Origin of the sequence: Pseudomonas sp. NPDC089996, assembly GCF_044748405.1 — a bacterium.
Lineage (GTDB): Bacteria > Pseudomonadota > Gammaproteobacteria > Pseudomonadales > Pseudomonadaceae > Aquipseudomonas.
Window position 1 is genome coordinate 1 of the sequence record NZ_JBIVGA010000029.1, and the last position, 23925, is coordinate 23925.

Genomic DNA, 23925 nt, shown 5'->3' on the forward strand with positions numbered 1-23925 from the left:
TCCCACGGTCTGTACTGCTGCGAACAGTCAGAAGCGAGCTATGTCCCTCCTCCTCCCTTCAAGTCCTACCATACAAGCGGGCTTGCCCGCGAAGAGGCCGGCGCAGGTTTACACCGATTTACTCACCTCATCCTCAGGCCGGGCCTCGGCAACCGGCTCAGCCTTCTGCTCATCCTCGGTATCCTCCGCCGCCACCGGCGCCTGCATCACTTCCTGCACGGTCTGCTCATCCACCCGCGGGTCGAGCGCCGCCGACAACGGCGAACCGGCGGCCGGCATGGCCACGTGGCCCAGCGGTGCATCCTGCACCTGGTGCAACCCGGTAACCGCCTTCGGCCGAATGCGCCATACCAGCACCAGGGCGAAGAACGCGAAGAAGGCATACAGCATCTGCGCCCCCAACACCTTCATCAGCACCCCCGCCGCCAGCGGCCCGATACAGGCACCCACGCCATAGGTGACCAACAGCATGGCGGTCAGCGACACCCGCCGCTCGCTCTCGACGTGGTCATTGGAAAACGCCACCGCCAGCGGATACAGGCAGAACTGCAGCAGCGAAATCACGAAGCCGATGCCGAACAACGCTTCCAGTGGCACGCTCGGCAGGAACGCCAGCGGTGCCGAAGCCAGCGCCAGGCCCACGGCGACGCTGCGGATCAGCAGCGCCCGGTCATAGCGGTCGGACAGCCAGCCCAGCGGCCACTGCACCAGCAGACCGGCAAAGATGCAGCACCCCATGAACAGACCGATCTGTTCGGTCGACATGCCCTGGCTGGAGGCATACAGCGGTGCCAGGCCGTAGAACGAACCGACGATCAGGCCCGAACCCAGCACCGTACTGAGCGACTGCGGCACGCGCTTGATGAAGAACTTGGGCTCCATCGGTGCCGGGCGCAGCGGCGCCGGGTGGATACGCCGGGTCATCGCCACCGGCACCAGGCACAGGGCAAAGCACATGGCCACCAGCATCAGCAGTTCCGGCCCCAGTTGCGGGTGCACCACCAGGATCAGCTGACCGAGCACCAGGCCAAGGTAGGACGCGATCATGTAGCCACTGAAAACCGCGCCCCGGTATTTGGCCTCGGCCTGTTCGTTGAGCCAGCTCTCGATGACCATGTACTGGCACATCATCCCCAGGCCGACGATCATCCGCAGCCCGACCCACACCGGCAGCCAGCTGGTCATGCCATGCCCCAGCACCGCCGCGCAGACGATACCGGCGCAGGTGGTGTAGGCCCGGATGTGCCCGACCCGGCCGATCAGCCTGTGGCCGATCTTGCCGCCCAGTGCCAGGCCAAAGTAGTTGGCCGCCATCAACGCACCGACCCACAGGCTGTCGACGTGATCGGCCGCCAGGCGCAGCGCCAGGTAGGTACTGAGCAAGCCCGAGCCGATCAACATCATCAGGGCAGCGAAATACAACGACTGAAAGGGCTTCCAGATGTTACGCATACGTCCTGTCGAACTCCTGGTCAGGTGGCGTTGGCCTGGCAAGCATAAAAGCAAAATGGCTACGGCGCAGTCCCCTGCCAGACAAATAGCAGGACAGGGGCGCGTCCAGTAGCGGTCGTGTCGCGATCAGGCCTGTGCAGCCAGCACACGCCGCTCCCACGGAGTGATCTCGTTGAAGAAATCGGTCAGCTCCAGGGTCTTGCTGGCAACGTAGCCTTCGATGAACTCGCTGCCGAACAGTTCCCGCGCCAGGGCACTGAGTTTGAGGCGTTCCAGCGCCGCATGCAGGGTGCACGGCAGGCTCAGGTGCTCCGGCACCTCGAACTCGCCCTGGATCGCCGGGGTTGGCTGCAGGCGCCGCTCGATGCCGTGCAGGCCGGCAGCCAGGCTGGCGGCGATGGCCAGGTAAGGGTTGGCGTCGGCGCCCGGCAGGCGGTTTTCGACACGCCGCGCCACCGGGGCACTGGCCGGGATGCGCAGACCGGCGGCGCGGTTGTCTTCGGACCAGCAGGCATTGTTCGGCGAGGCGTACGGATGGCACAGCCGCTGGTAAGAGTTGACGTTGGGCGCGAACAGCGCAGTGAAATCGGCCATGCACGCCTGCTGGCCGCCGATGAAGTGGTAGAAGGCATCGGTCGGCTGGCCCTGCTCGTCACTGAACACGTTGCGCCCGCTGGCGATCTCCACCAGGCTCTGGTGAATATGCATCGAGCTGCCCGGGGTGTGCGCCAGCGGCTTGGCCATGCACACCACGCTCAGGCCGTGCTTGAGCGCCACTTCCTTGAGCAGGTGCTTGAACAGGAAGGTCTGGTCGGCCAGCAGCAGCGGGTCGCCGTGCAACAGATTGATCTCGAACTGGCTCACGCCCATTTCGTGCATGAAGGTGTCGCGCGGCAGGCCCAGGGCCGCCATGCACTGGTAGACCTCCTGGAAGAACGGGCGCAGGCCGTTGTTGGAGCTGACGCTGAACGCCGAATGGCCCAGCTCGCGGCGGCCGTCCTTGCCAACCGGGGGGAGGAAGGGTTGCTGCGGGTCGGTGTTGGGGGCGAAGACGAAAAACTCAAGCTCGGTCGCCACCACCGGGGCCAGACCCAGGGCGGCATAGCGGGCGATCACTGCCTTGAGCTGCCCCCGGGTGGACAGCCCCGAAGGCCGGCCATCGAGTTCGTTGGCGTCACAGATGGCCAGCGCCAGGCCCTCCTCGCTCCACGGCAGGCGGTGGATCTGCGCAGGTTCGGCCACCAGCGCCAGGTCGCCGTCGTCGCTGCCGTAGAAGCGCGCCGGCGGGTAGCCGCCCATGATGCATTGCAGCAGCACCCCCCGGGCCATCTGCAGGCGGCGGCCTTCGAGGAAACCTTCGGCGGTCATCACCTTGCCGCGGGGGACGCCGTTGAGGTCGGGGGTGACGCATTCGATCTGGTCGATGCCCTGGAGGAGCTCGGCAGGCGAGCGGTGGGCGGCGGTGGTCATGACGCTTGTCCTTGTTGTTATAGGCTGACAACAACATAGGCTTGGGGTGTTTAAAATATCAAGCACCCCGCCTGCAGTACTGCGCTCTCTTGTAGGAGCGGCCTTGTGTCGCGAAAGGGCTGCGAAGCAGCCCCAGGGTATTGCGGTGGCTCACAGATTCTGGGGCTGCTTCGCAGCCCTTTCGCGACACAAGGCCGCTCCTACAGGGAAAGTGTCGGCAGCTCATTCGCGCAAGGTCATGCCATTGGAAGGCAACGGCAACGCTGTCTTGTAGCGCACCTGCTTGAGGGCAAAGCTGGAGCGGATATTCGCCACCCCCGGCAACCGCGTCAGGTAATCGAGAAACCGCTCCAGCGCCTGAATGCTCGGCAACAGCACCCGCAGCAGGTAATCCGGGTCACCGGTCATCAGGTAGCACTCCATCACCTCGGGCCGCTCGGCGATCTCTTCCTCGAAACGGTGCAGCGCCGTTTCCACCTGCTTCTCCAGGCTGACATGAATGAACACATTCACATCCAGCCCCAGCACTTCTGGCGACAGCAACGTCACCTGTTGGCGGATCACCCCCAACTCCTCCATGGCCTTGACCCGGTTGAAACAGGGCGTGGGCGACAGGTTCACCGAGCGCGCCAGCTCCGCGTTGGTGATGCGTGCGTTGTCCTGAAGGCTGTTGAGAATGCCGATATCGGTACGATCCAGTTTGCGCATGAGACAAAATCACCGGTTTCTTGTGTTTATGCAGAATGTTTATCTGGCCTGCCCGGCAAAGGCAATGAAGTTGAGAGAAAAATTCTCCCGAGGTGTCACTACTATGTAATTGACGCTGACCTGCCAGTCACAAGCCGGCACTCAGCGGCGGCCGCTTCAGAGCTCACAAAAACAAAACCCGAGCGAGCGTAAAAAGCATGAACGAGTACGCCCCCCTGCGTTTGCATGTGCCCGAGCCCACCGGCCGGCCAGGCTGCCAGACCGATTTCTCCTACCTGCGCCTCAATGACGCCGGTAAAGTCCGTAAACCCCCCATCGATGTCGACGCTGCCGACACCGCCGACCTGTCCAATAGCCTGGTCCGCGTGCTCGACGAGCAAGGCAACGCCCAAGGCCCATGGGCCGAGGACATCGACCCGCAAGTGCTGCGCCAAGGCATGCGCGCCATGCTCAAGACGCGCATCTTCGACAGCCGCATGGTGGTTGCCCAGCGCCAGAAGAAGATGTCCTTCTACATGCAGAGCCTGGGCGAGGAAGCCATCGGCAGCGCCCAGGCGCTGGCGCTCAACCGCAGCGACATGTGCTTCCCCACCTATCGCCAGCAGAGCATCCTCATGGCCCGCGACGTATCGCTGGTGGAGATGATCTGCCAGCTGCTGTCCAACGAGCGCGACCCGCTCAAGGGCCGCCAGCTGCCGATCATGTATTCGGTACGCGAAGCCGGCTTCTTCACCATCAGCGGCAACCTGGCGACCCAGTTCGTGCAGGCGGTCGGCTGGGCCATGGCCTCGGCGATCAAGGGCGATACCAAGATCGCCTCGGCCTGGATCGGGGACGGCGCCACCGCCGAGTCGGACTTCCACACCGCCCTCACCTTCGCCCACGTCTACCGCGCCCCGGTGATCCTCAACGTGGTCAACAACCAGTGGGCGATCTCCACCTTCCAGGCTATCGCCGGTGGCGAGCAGACGACCTTCGCCGGCCGTGGCGTGGGGTGTGGCATCGCCTCGCTGCGGGTCGACGGCAATGACTTCGTCGCCGTGTACGCCGCCTCGCGCTGGGCCGCCGAACGCGCCCGTCGCGGCCTTGGCCCGTCGCTGATCGAGTGGGTCACCTACCGTGCCGGCCCGCACTCCACTTCCGACGACCCGTCCAAATACCGCCCGGCCGATGACTGGAGCCACTTCCCGCTGGGCGACCCGATCGCCCGCCTGAAGCAGCACCTGATCAAGACCGGCCACTGGTCCGAGGAAGAACACCAGGCCAGCACGGCCGAGTTCGAAGCCGCGGTCATCGCCGCGCAGAAGGAAGCGGAACAGTACGGCACCCTGGCCAACGGCCACATCCCGAGCGCGGCTTCGATGTTCGAGGACGTGTACAAGGACATGCCTGACCACCTGCGCCGTCAGCGCCAGGAACTGGGGGTCTGAAATGAACGATCACAACAACAGCATCAACCCGGAAACCGCCATGGCCACCAGCACACTGACCATGATCCAGGCCCTGCGCTCGGCCATGGACGTCATGCTCGAGCGCGACGACAACGTGGTGATCTACGGCCAGGACGTCGGTTACTTCGGCGGCGTGTTCCGCTGCACCGAAGGCCTGCAGACCAAGTACGGCAAGTCGCGGGTGTTCGATGCCCCGATCTCCGAGAGCGGCATCGTCGGCACTGCCGTGGGCATGGGCGCCTACGGCCTGCGCCCGGTGGTGGAAATCCAGTTCGCCGACTACTTCTACCCGGCTTCCGACCAGATCGTCTCGGAAATGGCCCGCCTGCGCTACCGCTCGGCCGGCGAGTTCATCTCCCCGCTGACCCTGCGCATGCCCTGCGGTGGCGGCATCTACGGCGGCCAGACCCACAGCCAGAGCCCGGAGGCGATGTTCACCCAGGTCTGCGGCCTGCGCACGGTCATGCCGTCCAACCCGTATGACGCCAAGGGCCTGCTGATCGCCTCGATCGAATGCGACGATCCGGTGATCTTCCTCGAGCCCAAGCGCCTGTACAACGGCCCGTTCGACGGCCACCACGACCGCCCTGTCACCCCTTGGTCGAAACACCCGCAAAGCGCCGTGCCGGACGGCTACTACACGGTGCCGCTGGACAAGGCGGCAATAACCCGCCCGGGCAACGATGTCACCGTGTTGACCTACGGCACCACGGTCTACGTGGCCCAGGTGGCCGCCGAGGAGACTGGCGTCGACGCCGAAGTCATCGACCTGCGCAGCCTCTGGCCGTTGGACCTGGAGACCATCGTCGAGTCGGTGAAGAAGACCGGCCGCTGCGTGGTCGTGCATGAAGCCACCCGCACCTGCGGTTTCGGCGCCGAACTGGTGTCGCTGGTGCAGGAGCATTGCTTCCACCACCTCGAAGCGCCGATCGAGCGCGTCACCGGCTGGGACACCCCCTACCCCCACGCACAGGAATGGGCTTACTTCCCAGGCCCTTCGCGGGTAGGCGCGGCACTGAAACGGGTCATGGAGGTCTGAATGGGCACGCACGTCATCAAGATGCCGGACATTGGCGAAGGCATCGCGCAGGTCGAGCTGGTGGAATGGTTCGTCAAGGTCGGCGACGTCATCGCCGAGGACCAGGTGGTGGCCGATGTCATGACCGACAAGGCTACCGTGGAAATCCCGTCGCCGGTCAGCGGCAAGGTGCTGGCCCTGGGTGGCCAGCCAGGTGAAGTGATGGCGGTCGGCAGCGAGCTGATCCGCATTGAAGTAGAAGGCAGCGGCAACCATGTGGACGTGCCGCAAGCCAAACCCGTTGAAGCGCACAGTGCGCCCGTGGCGCACAAACCAGAAGCGATGGCGCCACAGCCGATCACGTATCAGGCGTCAGAAAACCACACTGAGGCAACGATCGTACCGCGCCAGCCGGGCGACAAGCCGCTGGCCTCGCCGGCCGTGCGCAAGCGAGCCCTTGATGCAGGCATCGAGCTGCGTTACGTGCATGGCAGCGGCCCGGCCGGGCGCATCCTGCACGAAGACCTCGACGCTTTCATGAGCAAGCCGCACAGCGCGGCCGGCCAGGCGCCGAGCGGATATGCCAAACGCACCGACAGCGAGCAGGTGCCGGTGATCGGCCTGCGCCGCAAGATCGCCCAGCGCATGCAGGACGCCAAGCGCCGCGTCGCGCACTTCAGCTACGTGGAAGAAATCGACGTCACCGCCGTCGAGGCCCTGCGCCAGCAGCTCAACGCCAAGCATGGCGACAGCCGTGGCAAGCTGACGCTGCTGCCGTTCCTGGTCCGTGCCCTGGTCGTTGCCTTGCGCGACTTCCCGCAGATCAACGCCACCTACGACGACGAAGCCCAGGTCATCACCCGCCACGGCGCGGTGCACGTGGGCATCGCCACCCAGGGTGACAATGGCCTGATGGTGCCGGTACTGCGCCATGCCGAGGCTGCCAGCCTGTGGGCCAATGCCGGCGAGATCGCGCGCCTGGCCAACGCCGCCCGCAGCAACAAGGCCAGCCGCGAAGAACTGAGCGGCTCGACCATTACCCTGACCAGCCTTGGCGCCTTGGGCGGCATCGTCAGCACGCCGGTGGTCAACACCCCGGAAGTGGCGATCGTCGGTGTCAACCGCATCGTCGAGCGGCCGGTGGTGATCGACGGCCAGATCGTCGTGCGCAAGATGATGAACCTGTCCAGCTCGTTCGACCATCGGGTGGTCGATGGCATGGATGCCGCGCAGTTCATCCAGGCCGTGCGTGGCCTGCTCGAACAACCTGCCTGTCTGTTCCTGGAGTAAGCATGGCTTCGACTATCGACACCACCCTGCTGATCATCGGCGGCGGCCCCGGCGGCTATGTGGCCGCCATCCGCGCCGGGCAACTGGGCATCCCCACCGTGCTGGTCGAAAGCCAGGCCCTGGGCGGCACCTGCCTGAACATCGGCTGCATTCCGTCCAAGGCACTGATCCATGTCGCCGAGCAGTTCCACCAGACAGCCCGCTTTGCCGGGCAGTCGCCCCTGGGCATCAGCGTCGACACCCCGCGCCTGGACATCGGCCAGAGCGTGGCCTGGAAGGACGGCATCGTCGACCGCCTGACCACCGGCGTGGCCGCGCTGCTGAAGAAGCACGGGGTCAAGGTGATTCACGGCTGGGCAAAGATCCTCGACGGCAAGCAGGTCGAGGTCGACGGCCAGCGCATCCAGTGCGAGCACCTGCTGCTGGCCACCGGCTCCAGCAGCGTCGAGCTGCCGATGCTGCCGCTCGGCGGGCCGATCATTTCCTCCATCGAAGCCCTGGCGCCCACGGACCTGCCCAGGCACCTGGTGGTGGTCGGCGGCGGTTACATCGGCCTGGAGCTGGGCATCGCCTACCGCAAGCTGGGGGCGCAGGTCAGCGTGGTGGAAGCGCGCGAGCGCATTCTGCCGACCTATGACAGCGAACTCACTGCACCCGTGGCCGAGTCGCTGAAAAAGCTGGGCATCGCCCTGCACCTGGGCCACAGCGTCGAAGGCTACGAGGACGGCTGCCTGCTGGCCAGCGATGGCCAGGGCGGGCAACTGCGCCTGGAAGCCGACCGGGTACTGGTGGCCGTGGGCCGCCGGCCCCGCAGCAAAGGCTTCAACCTGGAATGCCTGGACCTGAAGATGAACGGCGCCGCCATCGCCATCGACGCGCGCTGCCAGACCAGCATGCGCAACGTCTGGGCCATCGGCGACGTGGCGGGCGAACCGATGCTCGCCCACCGCGCCATGGCGCAAGGCGAGATGGTGGCCGAAATCATTGCCGGCAAGGCCCGGCGTTTCGAGCCCGCAGCGATTGCCGCGGTGTGCTTCACCGACCCGGAAGTGGTAGTGGCGGGCAAGACGCCGGAGCAAGCCAGCCAGCAAGGGCTGGACTGCATCGTCGCGCAGTTCCCGTTCGCCGCCAACGGCCGGGCCATGAGCCTGGAATCGAAAAGCGGTTTCGTGCGGGTGGTGGCGCGGCGTGACAACCACCTGATTGTGGGCTGGCAGGCAGTTGGCGTGGCGGTATCGGAACTGTCCACGGCGTTCGCCCAGTCACTGGAGATGGGCGCACGGCTGGAGGATGTGGCTGGCACCATCCATGCCCACCCGACGCTGGGCGAAGCGGTGCAGGAGGCGGCGCTGCGCGCGCTGGGTCACGCACTGCATATCTGACACTGAAGCGGCGAAAGCCGATTTGACCCGCTGCGCCCCAGGCGCCGCGGGTCTTTTTTCGTGGGTTGCCGGCGCCCGTCAGACGCGGAAGTAGCCCACCGACGAATCGAACGGCAGGCGCTTGAGTTCGATCTTGTTCAGGTCCAGCACGTCACGCAGTGCCTGGGTCTCACCCGGGAAGTTGCGGTAGGCCACTTCGTCCAGCACCACGATCGCACCCTTGGGCATGTACGGCAGGAAGGTTTCCAGCGCCACCTTGGTCGACTTGTACAGGTCGGTGTCGAGGATCAGCATCGCCACCACCAGGTCCGGACGGGTCTTGACGAAGGCCGGCACGGTTTCCAGGATGTCGCCCTTGACGATCTCGCAGCGCGGGATGCGGTTGACCGGACGGATCAGGTCGTTGGCATCGATCATGTCCTGGATCAAGGTCTCGTCGGTGTCGGAGAACATGCTTTCGTTGATGTCGGCCGGGTCCTGCTCGGCATCGATGCTGGCAAAGCCGCCGAAGGTGTCGAAACCGATGATCGAACGGTTGATCGCATAAGGCTCGAGAATCATCGACAGCTGCATGTACAGCATCAGCGAGTTGCCTTTGTACACACCGCACTCGACGATGGCGCCGGGAATGTCCTGGACCATCTTGAACAGTTCGATGCGCGACAGCGCAGCAGTCACAGCGATACGGTTGGCGAACAGGAACGGCGCATCAGCCACGTATTGGGCATCGACACGGCTCAGCACGCTGGCGCGCTTTTCGTTGTACTCGACCTCGGCAGCGGTCAGACGACGCTTGGTCATGGGTTAACTCCCTGGAATTGCGAAAAGTCGCTGGCATTGAAAAAGTCTTTGAAGCCGGCCTCTGCGTCCGAACAGCCGTTGTCGACGTTCGGTGCGCCGCGCTTGTGCAGCAAGTCTTGCAGGTGGATCAGGCGGAAGTCCACGCTGAAGCGCACCTGGTCGGTGAAGTTGGCCACGGTGCCGTGCAGGTGGGCACCGGAGAAGATCAGCATCTCGCCACTGTTGGCCGCCACGCGCAGCTCGCTGCGGGTGTCGATGTCTTCCAGCGGTACCGGGTGCACGCGGGTCTCTTCGGTGATGTTCTGCGAGGCCTTGTGCCGCTGCACGTTGATCCAGTCGTTCAGGCTCCATTGGGCCGAACTGTTCTGCACCGGTCGCTCGAAGTACGCCGGGTTGATCATCATGGTCTGCTCGGGCTCGATGCTGTACACCGGCATCCAGGTGTTCACCTGGCTTTCGACGCTGCCATACCAGGTATCACGGTGTGGCTTGTAGGCGTAACTCACGCCGGCATGCAGGTAGTCGTAGTTGGGGACCACACGCACCCGTGGCACGTCGAAGATGTAGTCCTTCGGGTCGGCACCGATTTCGCGGATGAAATCGCGGATCAGTGCCTTGGCTTCAGGGCCATTGGTGAACTGGCGCTTGAGTGCGGTGACGCGCTCGACGAAGGTCTCCACCGGCATCATCTTGTGCAGCGACTGGTGCGCGGTTTCACCCTCGAATGCGGCGGTGATGCTCTGCCGGGCCAGGGCGCACAGCTGATGTGCGTTGCCAAGGCCGGTCTCGAGGAAGATATCGCCCTTGAACAGCGCGCCCCGGTAGTCCGGCTTGTTTTTCACCTGGTTGACGTAAAGATTCATACTTGCCCCTTCAGCACTCGTTCAGCCCCATGCGACTTGGTGATCGGCATGCCGGCTGGAAACTTTAAAGCCTGCGCGCGCCGGCGATCAGAAACCCTTGCCTGCAACGTCATACACGTCGCGCACCTGCTTCACACTCGGGAAGTTTTCGGTCAGCAGGCCGCGCTGCATGCTCTTCTGCTGGGTGAACGGGTATTCGCGTTCGATGAACGTCGGCTCGCTGGCATTTTCATAACGCCCGCTGATGGAAATCCGCAGCCGCTCATCGCCTTCGCGAGAAGACCGATGAATGGTGAAGTTCGACATCAAGCAAACGCCGCCCTTGCCGACACAGACAGGAACGAAGTCTTCTTCCTTGAAGTGCTTCTCGTCGACCCGCAGCACATGCTGTTGCTGGTCGCCGCTGAGCAGGCCAAGCAGATGGCTACCGGGCATCACTTCCATGGTGAACAACTGCGGGTCGATGTCCATGAACGGGATCCAGGTGGTGATGGTGTCCAGGCTGCCCTGCACCGACGTCCAGTCCTGGTGCACGTCGAAGCCCTGGTAGCCCCCCGGGATCACCAGTTTCTTCGACATCAGGTGCAACACGGGCGTGGTCTGGAACAATGGGGTGGTAATACCCAGGTCGGCAGCCGCGTCGCGCAGGCGCTCGGCGGTCATCAACCGGTAAATGCCGTACAGCTTGGAGCACATGCGCAGCGTCGCCACGTAGAGCGGGATGTCTGCCCCCAACAATGCAGCCATGTTCTGGTGCAAGGCTTCAAGGGTGCCGCCACTGGCAACAGGCAGCGCGAGGCGATCAAGCTGCTGGGTGAAGGCCAGGTTGAAGTGGGCAAGGGTTTCGTCGAGGTGCAGGGGGTCGAAAATGCCCTCGGCAATCAGGTAACCCTGCTCGCGATAGAAGCGGATTTGATGTCGATCAAGGATTTTTCCCATCGGCCCAGTGCCCTTATTTGTAACGCCAGCGGAGGTGCTATCGTGGGCGGCAGTATACACAGCGTACTTCTGGCTCGGCTTGATCTGACTCGGCCTCGAACTTCCTGGATGCCATGATGAAAAAAGTTGTCATTTTCGGGGTACTGGACACCGCCCAACTGGCCCACTACTACCTGAAGAAAGACCCTTCGGTGCAGGTGGTCGGTTTTACCGTGAATGAGCGTTACCTGCCCGAGTCGAGACTGTTCGAAGGGTTGCCGGTGGTGCCGTTCGAAACCCTCCAGGACTACTTTCCAAGCACCGGCTACACGCTGTTCGCGCCCATGACCGGGCGCAGGATGAACCGCCTGCGCGAGTCGGTGTACTTGCAGGGCAAGGAAAAGGGCTATGACTTCTTTTCCTATGTCAGCCCCCATGCCACGGTGAACGACAACGTCATCGGCGAAAACTGCTTCATCCTCGAAGACAACACGCTGCAGCCGTTCACCACCATCGGCAACAACGTGGTGCTGTGGAGCGGCAACCATATCGGCCACCATGGCGAAATCCGCGACCATGTGTTCTTCGCCTCCCACGTGGTGCTGTCCGGGCATTGCCTGGTCGAGCCCTACACCTGGGTCGGCGTCAACGCCACCATCACCAACAACTGCACCCTCGGCGAAGGCACCTGCGTCGCCATGGGTGCGCTGATTTCCAAAGACACTCAACCCTGGCAGCTCTATGTCGGCGCCCCCGCGCGCGCAGTGAAAAGCAGCCAGGAACTGGATTTTTAGGTAGAGCATGGCCTGGAAAAAACTCGGCAGAACCTTCGACCCCGACCACGACTGGGTCGGCTCCCACGCCCAGGTGCCCACCGCGCTGGTGCTGGACGATGTGATTCGGGTGTTCATCTCCACCCGCAACAGCGCCGGCAAGAGCCTGTGCTACGCAGTCGACCTGGACAAGCACGACCCGCGCACCGTCGTCGCCCGCCACCGCGAACCGTGCCTGGGCTTCGGCGCCCCGGGCACCTTCGATGACGAAGGCGTGATGCCCAGCTACGCGGTGAAGAAAGAGGGCCGCACCTACCTTTACTACAGCGGCTGGAACCAGCGGCTGACCGTGCCTTACCACAACGCCATGGGCGTGGCGGTCTCGGACGACGATGGCCTGCACTTCGAAAAACTGTTCGAAGGCCCGATCATGGACCGCACCGCCACCGAGCCCTACCTGGCCGTGACGCCCACCGTGCTGTTCGACGAGGGCCTTTGGAAGATGTGGTACGTCTCCGGCACACGCTGGCTGGAGGTGGACGGCAAGTACGAGCCGCTGTACGTGATCAAGTACGCCGAATCGAAGGATGGCTTCGAATACACCCGTTTCCCGGAGCAATGCCTGGAATCGCGCTTCGACACCGAAGCCTTCTCGCGCCCTTGCGTGATCAAGCAGGACGGCGTGTACAAGATGTGGTACTGCTCGCGCGCCTCGCAGGACTACCGCGACGGCGCCGGCGCCTACCGTATCCGCTACGCCGAGTCGCCCGACGGCCGAGCCTGGACCCGCCATGACGATGAGGGCATCGCGCCGTCGGCCGAAGGCTGGGACTCGCTGATGACCTGCTACCCGTTCATCTTCCAGAGCAACGGGCACACCTACATGCTGTACAACGGCAACCGTTTCGGGACCAGCGGCTTCGGCCTGGCCCAGTGGAGTGATGATGAGTAACGAACAGCTGCAAGACGACGTCTACAAACTTGAATCCACCGCATCGGACCTGCAGTACGCCTTCCGTGACAAGCTGCGCGACCTGTACCTGAACAGCCCGCTGTCGGACGATGACGTGCTGTTCAACATCGGCCTGTATACCCGCAGCTCGGTGCTGGTGAAGTTCATCGTCTTGAGCGACCTGTACAAGCGTTTCAAGCACATCCCCGGCATGATCTGCGAATTCGGCACCTGGTACGGCCATAACCTGGTGCTGCTGGAAAACCTGCGGGCCATGTACGAGCCGTTCAACAAGCAGCGGCAGATCGTCGGCTTCGACACCTTCGAAGGCTATAGCGCACCGGGCGACAAGGACCGCAAGGAAAGTGGCGTGTGGGTTGAAAATTCCTACTCGACCAAGGCCAGCTACAAGGACTACCTGAACGAACTGCTGCAAGTGCACGAAGGCAACAACGTGCTCGGGCACAAGCGCGGCGTGCACCAGCTGGTTGCAGGAGATGTGTGCCAGACAGCACCGGAGTTCTTCAAGACCCATGGCTCGGCCATCGTTGCGTTCGCCTACTTCGACATGGGCCTGTACGAGCCGACCCTGGCAGCGCTCAAGGCGATCAAGCCACATCTGGTCAGCGGCAGCGTGCTGCTGATGGACGAACTGACCTGGGCAGAATCGCCAGGCGAAGCACTGGCCTTCAAGGAAGTCTTCAGCCCCGCCGAATACAGCCTGGAGAAGTGCGAGCTGTACCCCTCCAAATGCATCGTCACGATCAGGTAAGGCCGCGATGATATCCCTTGAGGCGTTCGACCTGCGCATGGCGCAGCAGGGCTGGGTGATTTTCGAAAACGCCATCCCTGCCGCCATCGTCGGGCAGATGCGTGAAGACATCCACAAGGCCTACGCCATCTGCCGCGACTACCAGGTCAGAAATGGCATCGACCAGGACACCAGCAACACGGTGCACCACCTGATCGGCCAGTTCGACAGCTTTCTCGACTGCCTGAAGGCTTACCCGATCTACGCCTTCATCGAGCGCTACTTCGCCGGCCAGTTCATCCTCAACTCCTTCGGTGGCGCCATCAACACCCGCGCCAGCCAGTCTTACGCGCAGCGCGTTCACCGGGACATCCGCTCCTATTCCGGCGACATGCCACTGCTGCTGAACACGCTGGTGATGCTCGACGACTTCACGGCCGACAACGGGGCGACCTGGATGCTTTCCGGCTCGCACAAGGTTGCAGACAAACCGACCGACGACTACTTCAGGGCACACGCCGAACAGGCCATCGCCCCGGCCGGCAGCATCCTGATGTTCAATTCCAACGTCTGGCATGCCGGCGGCAGCAACCTGACCGATCAGCTACGCCGCTCGGTCACGCCGATGTTCTCCAAGCCGTTCATGAAGCAGCAATTCGACTACCCGCGGGCCCTGGGCTATGACCTTGGGCCAGACCTCGAGCCGATGATCCGCCAGGTCATCGGCTACAACGCGCGGGTGCCCGCGACACTGGACGAGTGGTACCAGCCACCGGCCAGGCGCATGTACCACTCCAACCAGGGTTAACCATGTCACGCGACCTGAACACCGAGTACCAGGACACGGAAAACCGCCTGTACGCCTACGATTTCGACTACATCCACCGCGACTACATGATCAAGGCGCTGAGCGGCCAGTTCCGCCCGGGCAATGCCCTGGAAATGGGTTGCTACCACGGTGAATTCACCAAGAAGCTGTTACAGGTCTTCGACGACGTGACCGTGCTCGAAGGCGCCTCCGAGCTGATCGAGATCGCCCGCCGCAACGTGGCCGATACACGGGCAACCTTCATCCTCGGGCAGTTCGAAGACGCCATCCTTGAGCAGCGCTTCGACAACATCTTCCTGATCCACACCCTCGAACACCTCAGCGAGCCGCAGCCAGTGCTGAAAAAAGTGCGCGAGTGGCTGGCGCCGGGCGGCCGGTTGTTCATCGTCGTGCCCAATGCCAATGCGGCATCAAGGCAGATCGCGGTGGGCATGGGGCTGATCGACTTCAATGCGGCGGTGACCGATGGCGAGCGCCAGCATGGCCACCGCTGCACCTACAGCCTCGACACACTGGAGCACGAAGCGTTGCAGGCCGGCTTTCAGGTCACCCAGCGTGGCGGCATCCTGTTCAAGCCGATGGCCAACTTCCAGTTCGATGCGGCCTTGCGCGCCGGCATCATCGACCAGGCGTTTTTCGACGGCTGCTACAAGATGGGCATGAAGTACCCGGACCTCACCGCAAGCGTCTACGTGGTCTGCGAAGCCTGAGCCTCAGAGGTAATCGTAGGCCGCCAGGTGCGGCCCGATGCCCTCGGGGCCGACTTCCATCAGGGCATCGATGATCGACAGGTAGGGCGTGAAGCCCTCACCGCGTTGCCGATAAGGCAGCGCACGCATGCCGATGAAGCGCAGGTCGATGCCGGCATCGGCAAACCTGGCCGGCTCGTACAGCGATCGCCCGCCCTGGGCATTGATGTAGCGGGCCGCGCCTTCCTGGCGGCAGATATCCACGATCCGCTCCTGCGCCGCGAGCCCGGCGTTGCCGTAGCCCTGGCTACTGCTGACGATCTGTACCGTCTGGCCCATGAAGCCGGCCAGCACCTGAATCTGATGGGTCAGAAAGCCCGCCAGGTTGTTGTCCGGGTGCGCGAGAATGCCCTCGATCACCGGGAACACCTGATCGAAGCAGGGTGCCTTGCGGTAGGCCATTTCCACGCAGCGCAGCATGCGCCGTTGCCACTGGGCAGCGGGGGCAATGTCGATTTCGTTGATCTTGCGGTTCTGCGAGGCTTGCAACAGCGGCAGGGTAATCAGCCCGGGCGCCTGGTTGATCAGGATGCGGTTGCGGTTGACCCAGCCTCGAACGATGTAGTTCACATCGTCGTAGACCACGAAACGGTCCGCAGCCTGCAGCAGTTGCCAGTAGCCGATGTAGGGGAACAGGTAAGGCTGCATGATCGCCAAGGCGCTCATGCGGCGGCTCCGGCGATCAGGCCGATGATGAAGTCGACGGTGGCGTCGTCGAGGTCGGGATAGATCGGCAGGCAGATCACCTGCTCCACCCTCTGATGCGCCACCGGCAGGTTGGCCGGGCTGGCCGACGGATACTCGCGGTACATCGGCAGCCCGCTGATCAAAGGCTGGAAATAGCGCCGGCCATGGATATTGTGGGCCGCCAGGTGGGCGAACAGCGCGTCGCGCCCAACCCCGAATTCGGGCTCTACCAGAATCGGGAAGTACGCATGGTTGCCGACCGTCTCGCCCACTCCCTGAATGCAGCGGATGCCCGCTATGCCTGCGAGGCCGGCGCGGTAGCGCTGGTCGATGCGCCGACGCTTCTCCAGCGCTTCATCCACGCCTTGCAATTGCAGCAGGCCGAACGCCGCATGGATCTCGCTGAGCTTGCCGTTGGTGCCGGTCACTTCCACGGTAGTGCCGTCGGCAGACAGGCCGAAGTTCTTCAGCTGGTCGATGCGCCGCTTGGTCGCCTCGTCGCGACAGATGATGGCGCCGCCCTCGAAGGTGCTGAACACCTTTGTCGCGTGAAAACTCAAGATCGCCAGGTCGCCGTGGCGCAGCAGGCTGCCACTGGCGTCCTGCGCACCGAACGCATGGGCAGCGTCGTAGATCACCTGCAAGCCGTGGCGCTCGGCGATGGCGCGGATCGCCTCGACATCGCAGGGGTACCCGTAGCAGTGCACCGGCAATATCGCCGTGGTTTTCTCGGTGATGGCCGCTTCGATACGCGCCGGGTCGAGGTTCAGGGTGTGCGGGTCGATATCGACGAACACCGGGGTCAGGTTGTTCCACAGCAATGAATGCGCGGTAGCGACGAAGGAGTACGGCGTGGTGATCACCTCGCCGCTGAGCCCGGCCACCTGCAGCGCGGTGATCAATGCCTGGGTACCGTTGCAGAACAGCGAAATGTGTTCGACACCCAGGTACGCACACAACGCCGCTTCCAGCCGCCGGTGCATGCTGCCGCCATTGGTCAGTATGTGGCTGTCCCAGATTTCCTGCAGGTAAGGCAGGAATGCCTCCAGCTCAGGCAGCGCCGGCTGGGTCACGTAAACCGCCTGCCGATCGCTGGCTGGCGCGGACGCTGCCGATGGCTGCTCCCATGTCTTGCGGGTTTGGGCATGCTTGGCCATGATCAGATCGCCTGGTCGAACGCGTGCCGCGCCCAGAAGTCGCGCATGATCGCCCAGCAGCGCCGGGATTCACCTTGGGCAGCGGCGCCGTAAAGCACCTGGCACTGCTCGCCGTGGATGCGGAAGCTGCTCAGCGGCTGAACCAGGTAGACCGTGTTGCCGCGCAGGGCGAGGTTGAGGAAGATCGCCACGTCCGAGGCCCAGGCGATGGGTTGCTGGTCGACCGACATGAAGTCCGGGGTAATCTCCAGCATGTCGGCCCGGCGGAACATCACTGTGCTCGGTTCGCCGACGAAGTTGATCTGCGACTGCATCAGGGCAGTGCCCAGCGACAGGCCTTCGATCAGCGAGTCCTCTGCCACCGGGGCCTGGGTCGCGGCGATATCCGCCAGTGGCTCCCCGTACTGGTCGATGCGCTGGCGCTTGGAGGTCACCAGGGTGACGTCCGGGTAGCGGCGGAAGCTGTCGAGCATCCGCTCCACGCACTCGAGGTCCAGCAGGTCGTCGTCGTTGAGGAACTTGATGAACTCGCCGCGCGCCTCTTTCAGGCAGAGCACGTGGTTGAGGCGGCCGATGTCCTTGCCGGCATCCGGGTTGCGCACGTAGCGCACACGCGGGTCGTGCTGGCCCAGGTCGGCGCATATCCGTTCGATTTCATCGGTCGGGCAGTCGTCGCACACCAGGATTTCGAGGTTACGGTAGGTCTGGTTCAGCGCGCTGCCCAAGGCATCGTAGAGGTGCTCGGTCTTGTAGGTCGGCATGACGATGCTGACCAGTGGCTGGGCATCTGCCGCCAGCTGCCGCTGGGTCTTGCGAAACTCCAGCACCAGCTGCCCTGGCAGCGCAGCGTCCAGGCCACTCAGTTGCGGATCGCAGCTGATGCCCGCTTCGCTGACAGCCACGGGCTCCAGGCCGACCATCGTGCAGATCTGTGTCAGTTCTTCGGCGTCGAAGGTCCAGGCGTGCTGGCGCAGGGCCGTATTCAACCACTCGCTCCGCCCGATACCCGGGGCTTCGGGGTGGCTGCGATTGCCCAGGTAATCGTCGATCAACGCTTTGAGGTCGGTGCAGACCAGGCGGATCACCCCACCCGGTTGCAGTGCCCGGCGGCATTCGTGCAGCAGGCGGATCGCCTGGTTGCGCCCCAGCCGCTGCAGAAAGTGGGCACAGTAGATCCCTGCCAGCTCACCCCTTTCCCATGGCAAAGCTTGGCCCGGCGCCCACTGCACGTCAGCGCCCACGGCATCCAGATCGATATTGATGAAGCCCGGGCGTGGGCGATCGGCGCAACCTAGATTCAAGTAGATGGGGGGCATGGTGCTCGCTTCGAAGGGATCATCAGGAACGTACTGCAGCAACCGTTGTATCGGCCGCAATCTTCCGAGCATGACTGTGAATGTCGAAAGACATCAGCATGCCACCGGCATGATCGCCAAATCCCATACGCGGCACAAGGCCGCCCCTACGGACGGCCCGAGGCATCGATTCATTCGCAGATGGCGTTCTTTCCCATGCCCTTGGCCCGGTACAATGCCTTGTCGGCCCGAGCCAACAGCGCTTCCTGGCCCTCCCCTTCCTGCCACTGCACCACGCCATAGCTCATGGTCAGCCGGTAATCGCCCACCGGCTCCAGCCGCTCCATCCCCCGACGCAACTGCCCCGCCAGGTCGAGCGCCTCGCCCAGCGTGGTCTGCGGCAGCACCATGACGAATTCATCGCCGCCCCAGCGCGCCAGCAGGTCGAGTTCGCGCAGGCGGGTACGCAGGTTGTCGGCGACCTGGACCAACGCCGCATCCCCCCGGGCATGGCCATGGCGGTCATTGATCGGCTTGAAATCATCCAGGTCCATGGCAATCAGCGCCAGCGGCTGGCGGAAGCGCCTGGCGCGCTCGCACTCCTGCTGCAAGGTCTTCTCAAGCCGGTAGCGATTGGCAATCCGCGTCAGCGCATCGCGCTCGGCCAGGATGCGGTTTTCGTCGAGCTGGCGCTGCAACTGCTGGTTGACCCACGACAGTTCGCGGGTGCGCTCGGCCACCAGGGCTTCCAGCGAGTGGTTCTTCTGCTCCAGTTGCGCCACCAGGCGCTTGCCAGCATCGATATTGCGGTGCGCGCCGAGCATGCGCGCCACCGAACCATCCTCGTTGCGAGCGATGACATGGCCACTGTCCTCGATCCACAGGTAGCTGCCATCGTGGCAGCGGCAGCGGTACTCGATCAGATAGTGCTCGTTGCGCTGGTTGATGTAGGCCTCGAAATGCGCCATCACCCGTGGGTAGTCCTCGGCGTGAATCACGCTTTCCCAGGTCAGCACGGTGTTGGCCTTGGAATGGCTTTCATAGCCGAGCATGGCGTACCAGCCAGGGTTGCGATAGACGTAGCCGGTATTGGCATTCCAGTCCCAGATACCATCGCTGATCAAGGCGAACAGCGTGGCCAGTTGCTGTTCACTGAAGCCGGCGGGTGCCGGCAGTGCTTCCTGACTCATGGACGCTCTCCCTGGTGTCCAGCAACTGCGCCCCGGTCAAGGTGCTGCCGGCAGTGCCTGTATTTGCCGCAGGCGGCAATGTGCTTGCGCTGACAGGCAAGCATATGCCTGGCGGCCGACGACCGGAATAGCCCGAACGTCCTATTTTTCTGGCCACCCCTTAGGCCAACCGTGTCAATGCTTCCTCCACCGCCGCCACGCGCGGGTTGCTCGTGGCGCCAGGCAAGCGCCAGGCCGCGATGCTCAGCCCGAGCGGCACCGAGCGGGCCAGGGGCGCGAGCAGTTCGCCACTGTCCAGATACGGCTGAATCAGGCTCCTGCGCCCGATCAGCACGCCGGCGCCCAGCAAGGCTTGCTGCACCGCAATCGAATAAAGGGAAAAACCAGGGCCTCGGGCCACGAACTGCTGCTCGGGCAACGTCGCCGCCGACCACACGTCCCAGTCCTGCCAACCGACATCCTTGATGCAGCGCACGCCGGCCAGGTCCACGGGCGCGCTGATCTGCGCGGCCAATGCAGGGCTGCACACCGGCAGGATGTCTTCATCGGCGAGCTTGCGCTGGCCGCGCTCGACCCGTTCGACATAGAACAGGCAAAGGTCGAACGGGCTGCGCTTGAGGTTGGGCGCTTCATCGACCGCCGTCACCGAGATCTCGATGGGTGCAAGCATTTCGGTCAGCTTCGGCAGCCGAGGCCCCAGCCACAATTGCGCCAGTGCCGGCGAGGTGACGATATGCACCCGCTGCGGAGCTGCCAGCCGGCGCAGGGTGCGCGCAGCCTCTTCCACCGCATCGAAGGCTGCGGTGAACGGGGTCTTCACGCTTTCGCCCAATGGGGTCAGACGCACGCCTTTGGCATGACGCTCGAACAAGGCTGCGCCGTATTGGGTTTCCAGGGTCTTGATCAACGCCGCAATCGCCCCCGGCGTGACCTTCAGCTCATGCGCAGCCCGTGCAAAACCGCCGAGCCGCGCCGAGGCTTCGAACGCGCGCAGGGCATTGAGCTGCAGGGTGTGCCGGGTGGGTGAGTCGAGCGACATGGTTTCAGGCCTATTTTTTTTAGGCCTAATATTCCAGAAATCTGAGTTGTTACCAAGTGATACCGGTTTTACCTTGAGCGAGCCTGGCGAATGTTCAAGGAACCGATATGCCTTACAAAAGCGCGATGCACGCATTCTCCGAGGGTGTCCGCGCGGTTCTGCCTCTCATGACCGGCATGGTGCCCTTCGGCCTGATCACCGGGGTGACGGCCATCGGCATGGGCATGTCGCCGCTCGACGCGATGGGCATGACCTTGCTGTTCTATTCCGGCTCCGCGCAGATGGTGGTGCTGCAGCTGCTGCAGAGCGGCGCGCTGCCCCTGACCATGGTGGTTACCGCACTGGTGATCAACCTGCGCTTTCTGATGTACAGCGCTGCGCTGGCCCCGCATCTGAGCGACCTGCCGCGACGCAAGACCTGGTCGTTGTCCTACCTACTCTCCGACCAGTCGTTTGCCCTGTGCAGCCTGAAGTTTGGTGCCAGTGGCCTGGGCAGGTTTGCCTTCCCCTACTACCTGGGGACCGCCCTGCCGATGTGGCTCGGCTGGAACCTGGCGGTGCTGGCCGGCGTGTACCTGGGTAGCGGCATCCCGGCGTCGTGGTCGCTGGGCTTTGCCATTCCGCTGTCATTCCTGGCGCTGCTAGTGCCGGGCATCCGTAACCCGGCAACGCTGGGCGCCGCAGTGGTTGGCGGCGGGCTGGCCGTGCTGGCACACGACCTGCCCTACAACCTTGGCTTGCTGGTGGCCTCGCTGGGCGGTGTGGCGAGCGGGCTTGCCATCGAACAATTGCGCAGGGGCGCAGGTGTGGCAGCGGAGGCGCCATGATCGACATGAACCCATGGATCACCTTTGTCCTGATTGGCCTGGGCACCTTTGCGATACGTCTGTCGTTCATCGAGTTCTACGGTGCCTTGCGCATTCCGCCGATGCTGCGCCGGGCGCTGGTGTATGTGCCGGCCAGTGTGTTGGCGGCTCTGGTGTTGCCGGCGGTGGTGTTCGAGGCTGGCCAGCCCGGGATTGACTGGGGTAATCCGCAGATACCGGCGGCTGTGGCGGCCGGAGTGGTTGCCTGGCGTACGCGCAGTACGTTGCTGACCCTGGCGGTGGGGATGGGGGTGTTGTGGGGGTTGCAGTATTGGCTGGGGTGATCGGCTGAGGATGGCGTTGTGGCGGGCAGGTGCCTGCCATGACATTTTCGGCGCCTGTGAGATCGAGCGCCGCCCGCGCGGCGCATCGCCGGCAAGACCGGCTCCCACATCTGTTTCGGGCCAGTTATTCCTGCAGCATTGGCGGGTGCAAGTCGTATAATCGCGTTTTTTTGTAAGCCTAAGATCTATTTTCATGAAGAAACTGCTTTGCGCCGTTGTAGTCGCCCTCGCCGCCATTCCCGCTGCCTTCGCCAATCCGCCCGCCACCTTTACCGAAGCCAAGGTGGTCGCCAAACAAAAGATCTACCAAGACCAGGGCAGCAGTGCCATGGGCGAGTTGTACTGTGGCTGCAAGTGGACCTGGGTCGGCAAGTCCGGCGGCCGGGTCGACCTGAAGTCCTGTGGCTATGAAACCCGCAAGCTGAAAACCCGTGCCGAGCGTACCGAGTGGGAGCACATCGTCCCGGCCTGGACTTTCGGCCACCAGCGCCAGTGCTGGCAGAACGGCGGGCGCGAGCAGTGCGTCGACAGCGACCCGACCTTCCGTGCCATGGAGGCCAACCTGTTCAACCTCTACCCGTCCGTGGGCGAAGTAAACGGTGACCGCAGCAACTTCAACTACGGCATGGTCTCCGGGGTTGCACCGCAGTATGGCCAGTGCACCACCAAGGTCGACTTCCAGCAGAAAACCGCCGAACCGCGCAACGAGGTCAAGGGGTTGGTGGCGCGCACCACGTTCTACATGTTCGATCGCTACAAACTGAGCATGTCGCGCCAGCAGCAGCAGGTGCTGATGGCCTGGGACAAGCAGTACCCGGTGAGCGCCTGGGAGAAACAGCGTGATCAGCGGATTGCCGCGATCATGGGGCACAACAACCCGTTCGTGACCGGTGAGCGCAAGTGGGCGCTGGGGTATACGCCGCAGGGTGCGGCCGTGGTGCCGGCTACGGCGGCGAAAGCGGCGGCCAAGCCAACGCTGGCGAGTGCAGCGGCCGGTGGTGCGGTTTTGGGCAACCGCAATAGCCATGTGTATCACCTGGCCAGCGGCTGCCCGGGGTACAGCCAGGTTTCGCAGAAGAACCAGGTGCCTTTTGGCAATGAGGCCGAGGCGGTGGCGGCAGGGTATCGCAAGGCGGGGAATTGCAAGTAACGGCATTTGGATTGTGTGATGGCTTACAGGTGTTCGCCACAACATTTTCAGCGCCTGTGAGATCGAGCGCCGCGCGGGCGGCGCTCGATCTCATAGGCGCTGAAGATGTTGTGACGAGCACCTGGTAGCCCTGACCCATTCCCCCGCCCTACCCCTCCAAACCCTCACCTGTAAGACATTTCCGAACCTGAAACCAAATGCTTCAAAACCAGCATGCTTGGGAATTATCCTACGCCAGGTGCTGAAGTATCGCTGTTGTCGGGGAAACCTCTCACGGATAACGTCTTCGGGTCGCTCCGGCGACCGGGTGTGAGAACCCGATCGAGAAAATTACGCAGCACCGTCATGGTGGCCGTACGTGGGCAGGGCGCTCGGCATTTTCGCCGTAACCAATCTCATCCAGCCGAGTGAGATGACCACCGACGTTGTAGCTGAAGCGCCGGGTCAGGTTGTCCACCCGCACCTCTTCGCTCAGCCGGTCCGAGGCGTCGTAGGCAAAGCTGTACGTCGCATTGTTCTCGTTGACCAGCGCTGTCAGGCGCACGGCCTTGTCGTACTCGTAGCGTACCCGTTGACCCTTGGCATCCTCGCGGCTGCTGGGCAAGCCGCGGGCGGTGCGCATCAGGCGGATGGTCTGGCCTTTGCCGTCGGTGTGGCTCAGCACCTGGCCGTGGACGTTGTAGGTGAAGCTTTCCTTTGTGCCGTCTGGATGGCTGATGCGCAGCACTTCGCCGTCCGGCTTGCGCTCTAGCGAAGTGGTCTGGTTCAGCGCATCGGTCACCGCCACCAGGTGCTGACGCTCGTCGTAGCGGTAGTAGGTGCTCTTGCCCGAGCAGTCCTGATAACGCTC

23 protein-coding genes and 1 pseudogene are annotated in these 23925 nt (G+C 63.5%); 12 read left to right on the forward strand and 12 right to left on the reverse strand.

Annotated elements, in window-relative coordinates; genetic code table 11:
• Nucleotides 1–108: 108 nt before the first annotated feature.
• The 3 genes from ACIPW4_RS26890 to bkdR all read right to left on the reverse strand — a co-directional run bounded on the left by ACIPW4_RS26890 (nt 109) and on the right by bkdR (nt 3630).
• Nucleotides 109–1452, reverse strand: coding sequence for an MFS transporter (locus tag ACIPW4_RS26890; protein ID WP_400663623.1), 1344 nt, complete (start codon nt 1450–1452; stop codon nt 109–111).
• A gap of 126 nt (nt 1453–1578) precedes the next feature.
• Nucleotides 1579–2820, reverse strand: coding sequence for a glutamine synthetase family protein (locus ACIPW4_RS26895; RefSeq protein ID WP_400663683.1), 1242 nt, complete (start codon nt 2818–2820; stop codon nt 1579–1581).
• A gap of 324 nt (nt 2821–3144) precedes the next feature.
• Nucleotides 3145–3630, reverse strand: coding sequence for a Bkd operon transcriptional regulator BkdR (gene bkdR, locus ACIPW4_RS26900; protein WP_400663626.1), 486 nt, complete (start codon nt 3628–3630; stop codon nt 3145–3147).
• Nucleotides 3631–3827: 197 nt separating this feature from the next.
• Between bkdR and ACIPW4_RS26905 the strand changes: the two genes are divergently transcribed.
• Genes ACIPW4_RS26905 through lpdA form a run of 4 tightly spaced genes read left to right on the forward strand, consistent with a single transcriptional unit; the run spans nt 3828 to nt 8771 of the window.
• Entirely contained in the window at nt 3828–5060 is a 1233-nt protein-coding gene (locus ACIPW4_RS26905; RefSeq protein WP_400663628.1) for a 3-methyl-2-oxobutanoate dehydrogenase (2-methylpropanoyl-transferring) subunit alpha, read from the forward strand.
• Nucleotide 5061: 1 nt separating this feature from the next.
• Nucleotides 5062–6120 (forward strand): alpha-ketoacid dehydrogenase subunit beta, encoded by a 1059-nt coding sequence (locus ACIPW4_RS26910; RefSeq protein WP_400663631.1) that lies wholly within the window; start codon nt 5062–5064, stop codon nt 6118–6120.
• Nucleotides 6121–7389, forward strand: a complete 1269-nt coding sequence (locus tag ACIPW4_RS26915; RefSeq protein ID WP_400663634.1) for a dihydrolipoamide acetyltransferase family protein — start codon at nt 6121–6123, stop codon at nt 7387–7389.
• A 2-nt stretch (nt 7390–7391) separates the two neighbouring features.
• The gene (gene lpdA / locus ACIPW4_RS26920) at nt 7392–8771 is read left to right on the forward strand and encodes a dihydrolipoyl dehydrogenase (RefSeq protein WP_400663637.1); all 1380 of its coding nucleotides are present in this window, start codon (nt 7392–7394) and stop codon (nt 8769–8771) included.
• Between the two features lie 78 nt (nt 8772–8849).
• On the opposite strand, the gene ACIPW4_RS26925 is transcribed toward lpdA, so the two are convergent.
• From ACIPW4_RS26925 to ACIPW4_RS26935, 3 genes are all read right to left on the reverse strand, one after another.
• The gene (locus ACIPW4_RS26925) at nt 8850–9572 is read right to left on the reverse strand and encodes a TylF/MycF/NovP-related O-methyltransferase (RefSeq protein ID WP_027921127.1); all 723 of its coding nucleotides are present in this window, start codon (nt 9570–9572) and stop codon (nt 8850–8852) included.
• Nucleotides 9569–10435 carry a hypothetical protein gene (locus ACIPW4_RS26930; protein ID WP_400663640.1) on the reverse strand — a complete coding sequence of 289 codons (867 nt, stop codon included), beginning with the start codon at nt 10433–10435 and terminating at the stop codon, nt 9569–9571. Before ACIPW4_RS26930 ends, ACIPW4_RS26925 begins: the two co-directional genes overlap by 4 nt.
• An 87-nt stretch (nt 10436–10522) precedes the next feature.
• A complete protein-coding gene (locus tag ACIPW4_RS26935) occupies nt 10523–11374 on the reverse strand; it encodes a phytanoyl-CoA dioxygenase family protein (RefSeq protein ID WP_400663643.1) in 852 nt (283 codons plus the stop codon).
• 116 nt (nt 11375–11490) lie between these two features.
• Here ACIPW4_RS26935 and ACIPW4_RS26940 point away from each other — a divergent pair, with 116 nt between their 5' ends.
• Genes ACIPW4_RS26940 through ACIPW4_RS26960 form a run of 5 tightly spaced genes read left to right on the forward strand, consistent with a single transcriptional unit; the run spans nt 11491 to nt 15368 of the window.
• The gene (locus ACIPW4_RS26940) at nt 11491–12147 is read left to right on the forward strand and encodes an acetyltransferase (protein ID WP_400663646.1); all 657 of its coding nucleotides are present in this window, start codon (nt 11491–11493) and stop codon (nt 12145–12147) included.
• A gap of 7 nt (nt 12148–12154) precedes the next feature.
• Entirely contained in the window at nt 12155–13078 is a 924-nt protein-coding gene (locus ACIPW4_RS26945) for a hypothetical protein (RefSeq protein ID WP_400663649.1), read from the forward strand.
• The gene (locus ACIPW4_RS26950) at nt 13071–13850 is read left to right on the forward strand and encodes a class I SAM-dependent methyltransferase (protein WP_400663651.1); all 780 of its coding nucleotides are present in this window, start codon (nt 13071–13073) and stop codon (nt 13848–13850) included. The genes ACIPW4_RS26945 and ACIPW4_RS26950 overlap by 8 nt, the downstream gene beginning before the upstream one ends.
• A gap of 7 nt (nt 13851–13857) precedes the next feature.
• Nucleotides 13858–14637 (forward strand): phytanoyl-CoA dioxygenase family protein, encoded by a 780-nt coding sequence (locus ACIPW4_RS26955; RefSeq protein ID WP_400663654.1) that lies wholly within the window; start codon nt 13858–13860, stop codon nt 14635–14637.
• Between the two features lie 2 nt (nt 14638–14639).
• Nucleotides 14640–15368 (forward strand): class I SAM-dependent methyltransferase, encoded by a 729-nt coding sequence (locus ACIPW4_RS26960; protein ID WP_400663657.1) that lies wholly within the window; start codon nt 14640–14642, stop codon nt 15366–15368.
• A gap of 3 nt (nt 15369–15371) precedes the next feature.
• On the opposite strand, the gene ACIPW4_RS26965 is transcribed toward ACIPW4_RS26960, so the two are convergent.
• The 5 genes from ACIPW4_RS26965 to ACIPW4_RS26985 all read right to left on the reverse strand — a co-directional run bounded on the left by ACIPW4_RS26965 (nt 15372) and on the right by ACIPW4_RS26985 (nt 20775).
• On the reverse strand, nt 15372–16073 hold the full coding sequence (locus ACIPW4_RS26965; RefSeq protein WP_400663659.1) for a WbqC family protein: 702 nt from the start codon (nt 16071–16073) through the stop codon (nt 15372–15374).
• Nucleotides 16070–17251: a DegT/DnrJ/EryC1/StrS family aminotransferase gene (locus ACIPW4_RS26970; protein WP_400663662.1), complete on the reverse strand. Its 1182-nt coding sequence runs from the start codon at nt 17249–17251 to the stop codon at nt 16070–16072. The genes ACIPW4_RS26965 and ACIPW4_RS26970 overlap by 4 nt, the downstream gene beginning before the upstream one ends.
• A 2-nt stretch (nt 17252–17253) precedes the next feature.
• Nucleotides 17254–18567 carry a glycosyltransferase gene (locus ACIPW4_RS26975; RefSeq protein WP_400663665.1) on the reverse strand — a complete coding sequence of 438 codons (1314 nt, stop codon included), beginning with the start codon at nt 18565–18567 and terminating at the stop codon, nt 17254–17256.
• A 170-nt stretch (nt 18568–18737) separates the two neighbouring features.
• Entirely contained in the window at nt 18738–19736 is a 999-nt protein-coding gene (locus ACIPW4_RS26980; protein ID WP_400663668.1) for a diguanylate cyclase, read from the reverse strand.
• Nucleotides 19737–19896: 160 nt separating this feature from the next.
• Nucleotides 19897–20775, reverse strand: coding sequence for a LysR family transcriptional regulator (locus ACIPW4_RS26985; protein ID WP_400663671.1), 879 nt, complete (start codon nt 20773–20775; stop codon nt 19897–19899).
• Nucleotides 20776–20882: 107 nt separating this feature from the next.
• On the opposite strand from ACIPW4_RS26985, the gene ACIPW4_RS26990 reads away from it, so the two are divergent.
• The 3 genes from ACIPW4_RS26990 (at nt 20883) to ACIPW4_RS27000 (ending at nt 23075) form a co-directional block, all read left to right on the forward strand.
• A complete protein-coding gene (locus tag ACIPW4_RS26990; protein ID WP_400663674.1) occupies nt 20883–21602 on the forward strand; it encodes an AzlC family ABC transporter permease in 720 nt (239 codons plus the stop codon).
• Nucleotides 21599–21925, forward strand: a complete 327-nt coding sequence (locus tag ACIPW4_RS26995; protein ID WP_400663677.1) for an AzlD domain-containing protein — start codon at nt 21599–21601, stop codon at nt 21923–21925. The genes ACIPW4_RS26990 and ACIPW4_RS26995 overlap by 4 nt, the downstream gene beginning before the upstream one ends.
• Nucleotides 21926–22118: 193 nt before the next feature.
• Nucleotides 22119–23075 carry an endonuclease gene (locus ACIPW4_RS27000; protein WP_400663680.1) on the forward strand — a complete coding sequence of 319 codons (957 nt, stop codon included), beginning with the start codon at nt 22119–22121 and terminating at the stop codon, nt 23073–23075.
• 364 nt (nt 23076–23439) lie between these two features.
• Here ACIPW4_RS27000 and ACIPW4_RS27005 read toward each other — a convergent pair.
• Nucleotides 23440–23925 (reverse strand): annotated as a pseudogene (locus ACIPW4_RS27005) (type IV secretion protein Rhs); the annotation flags it as partial.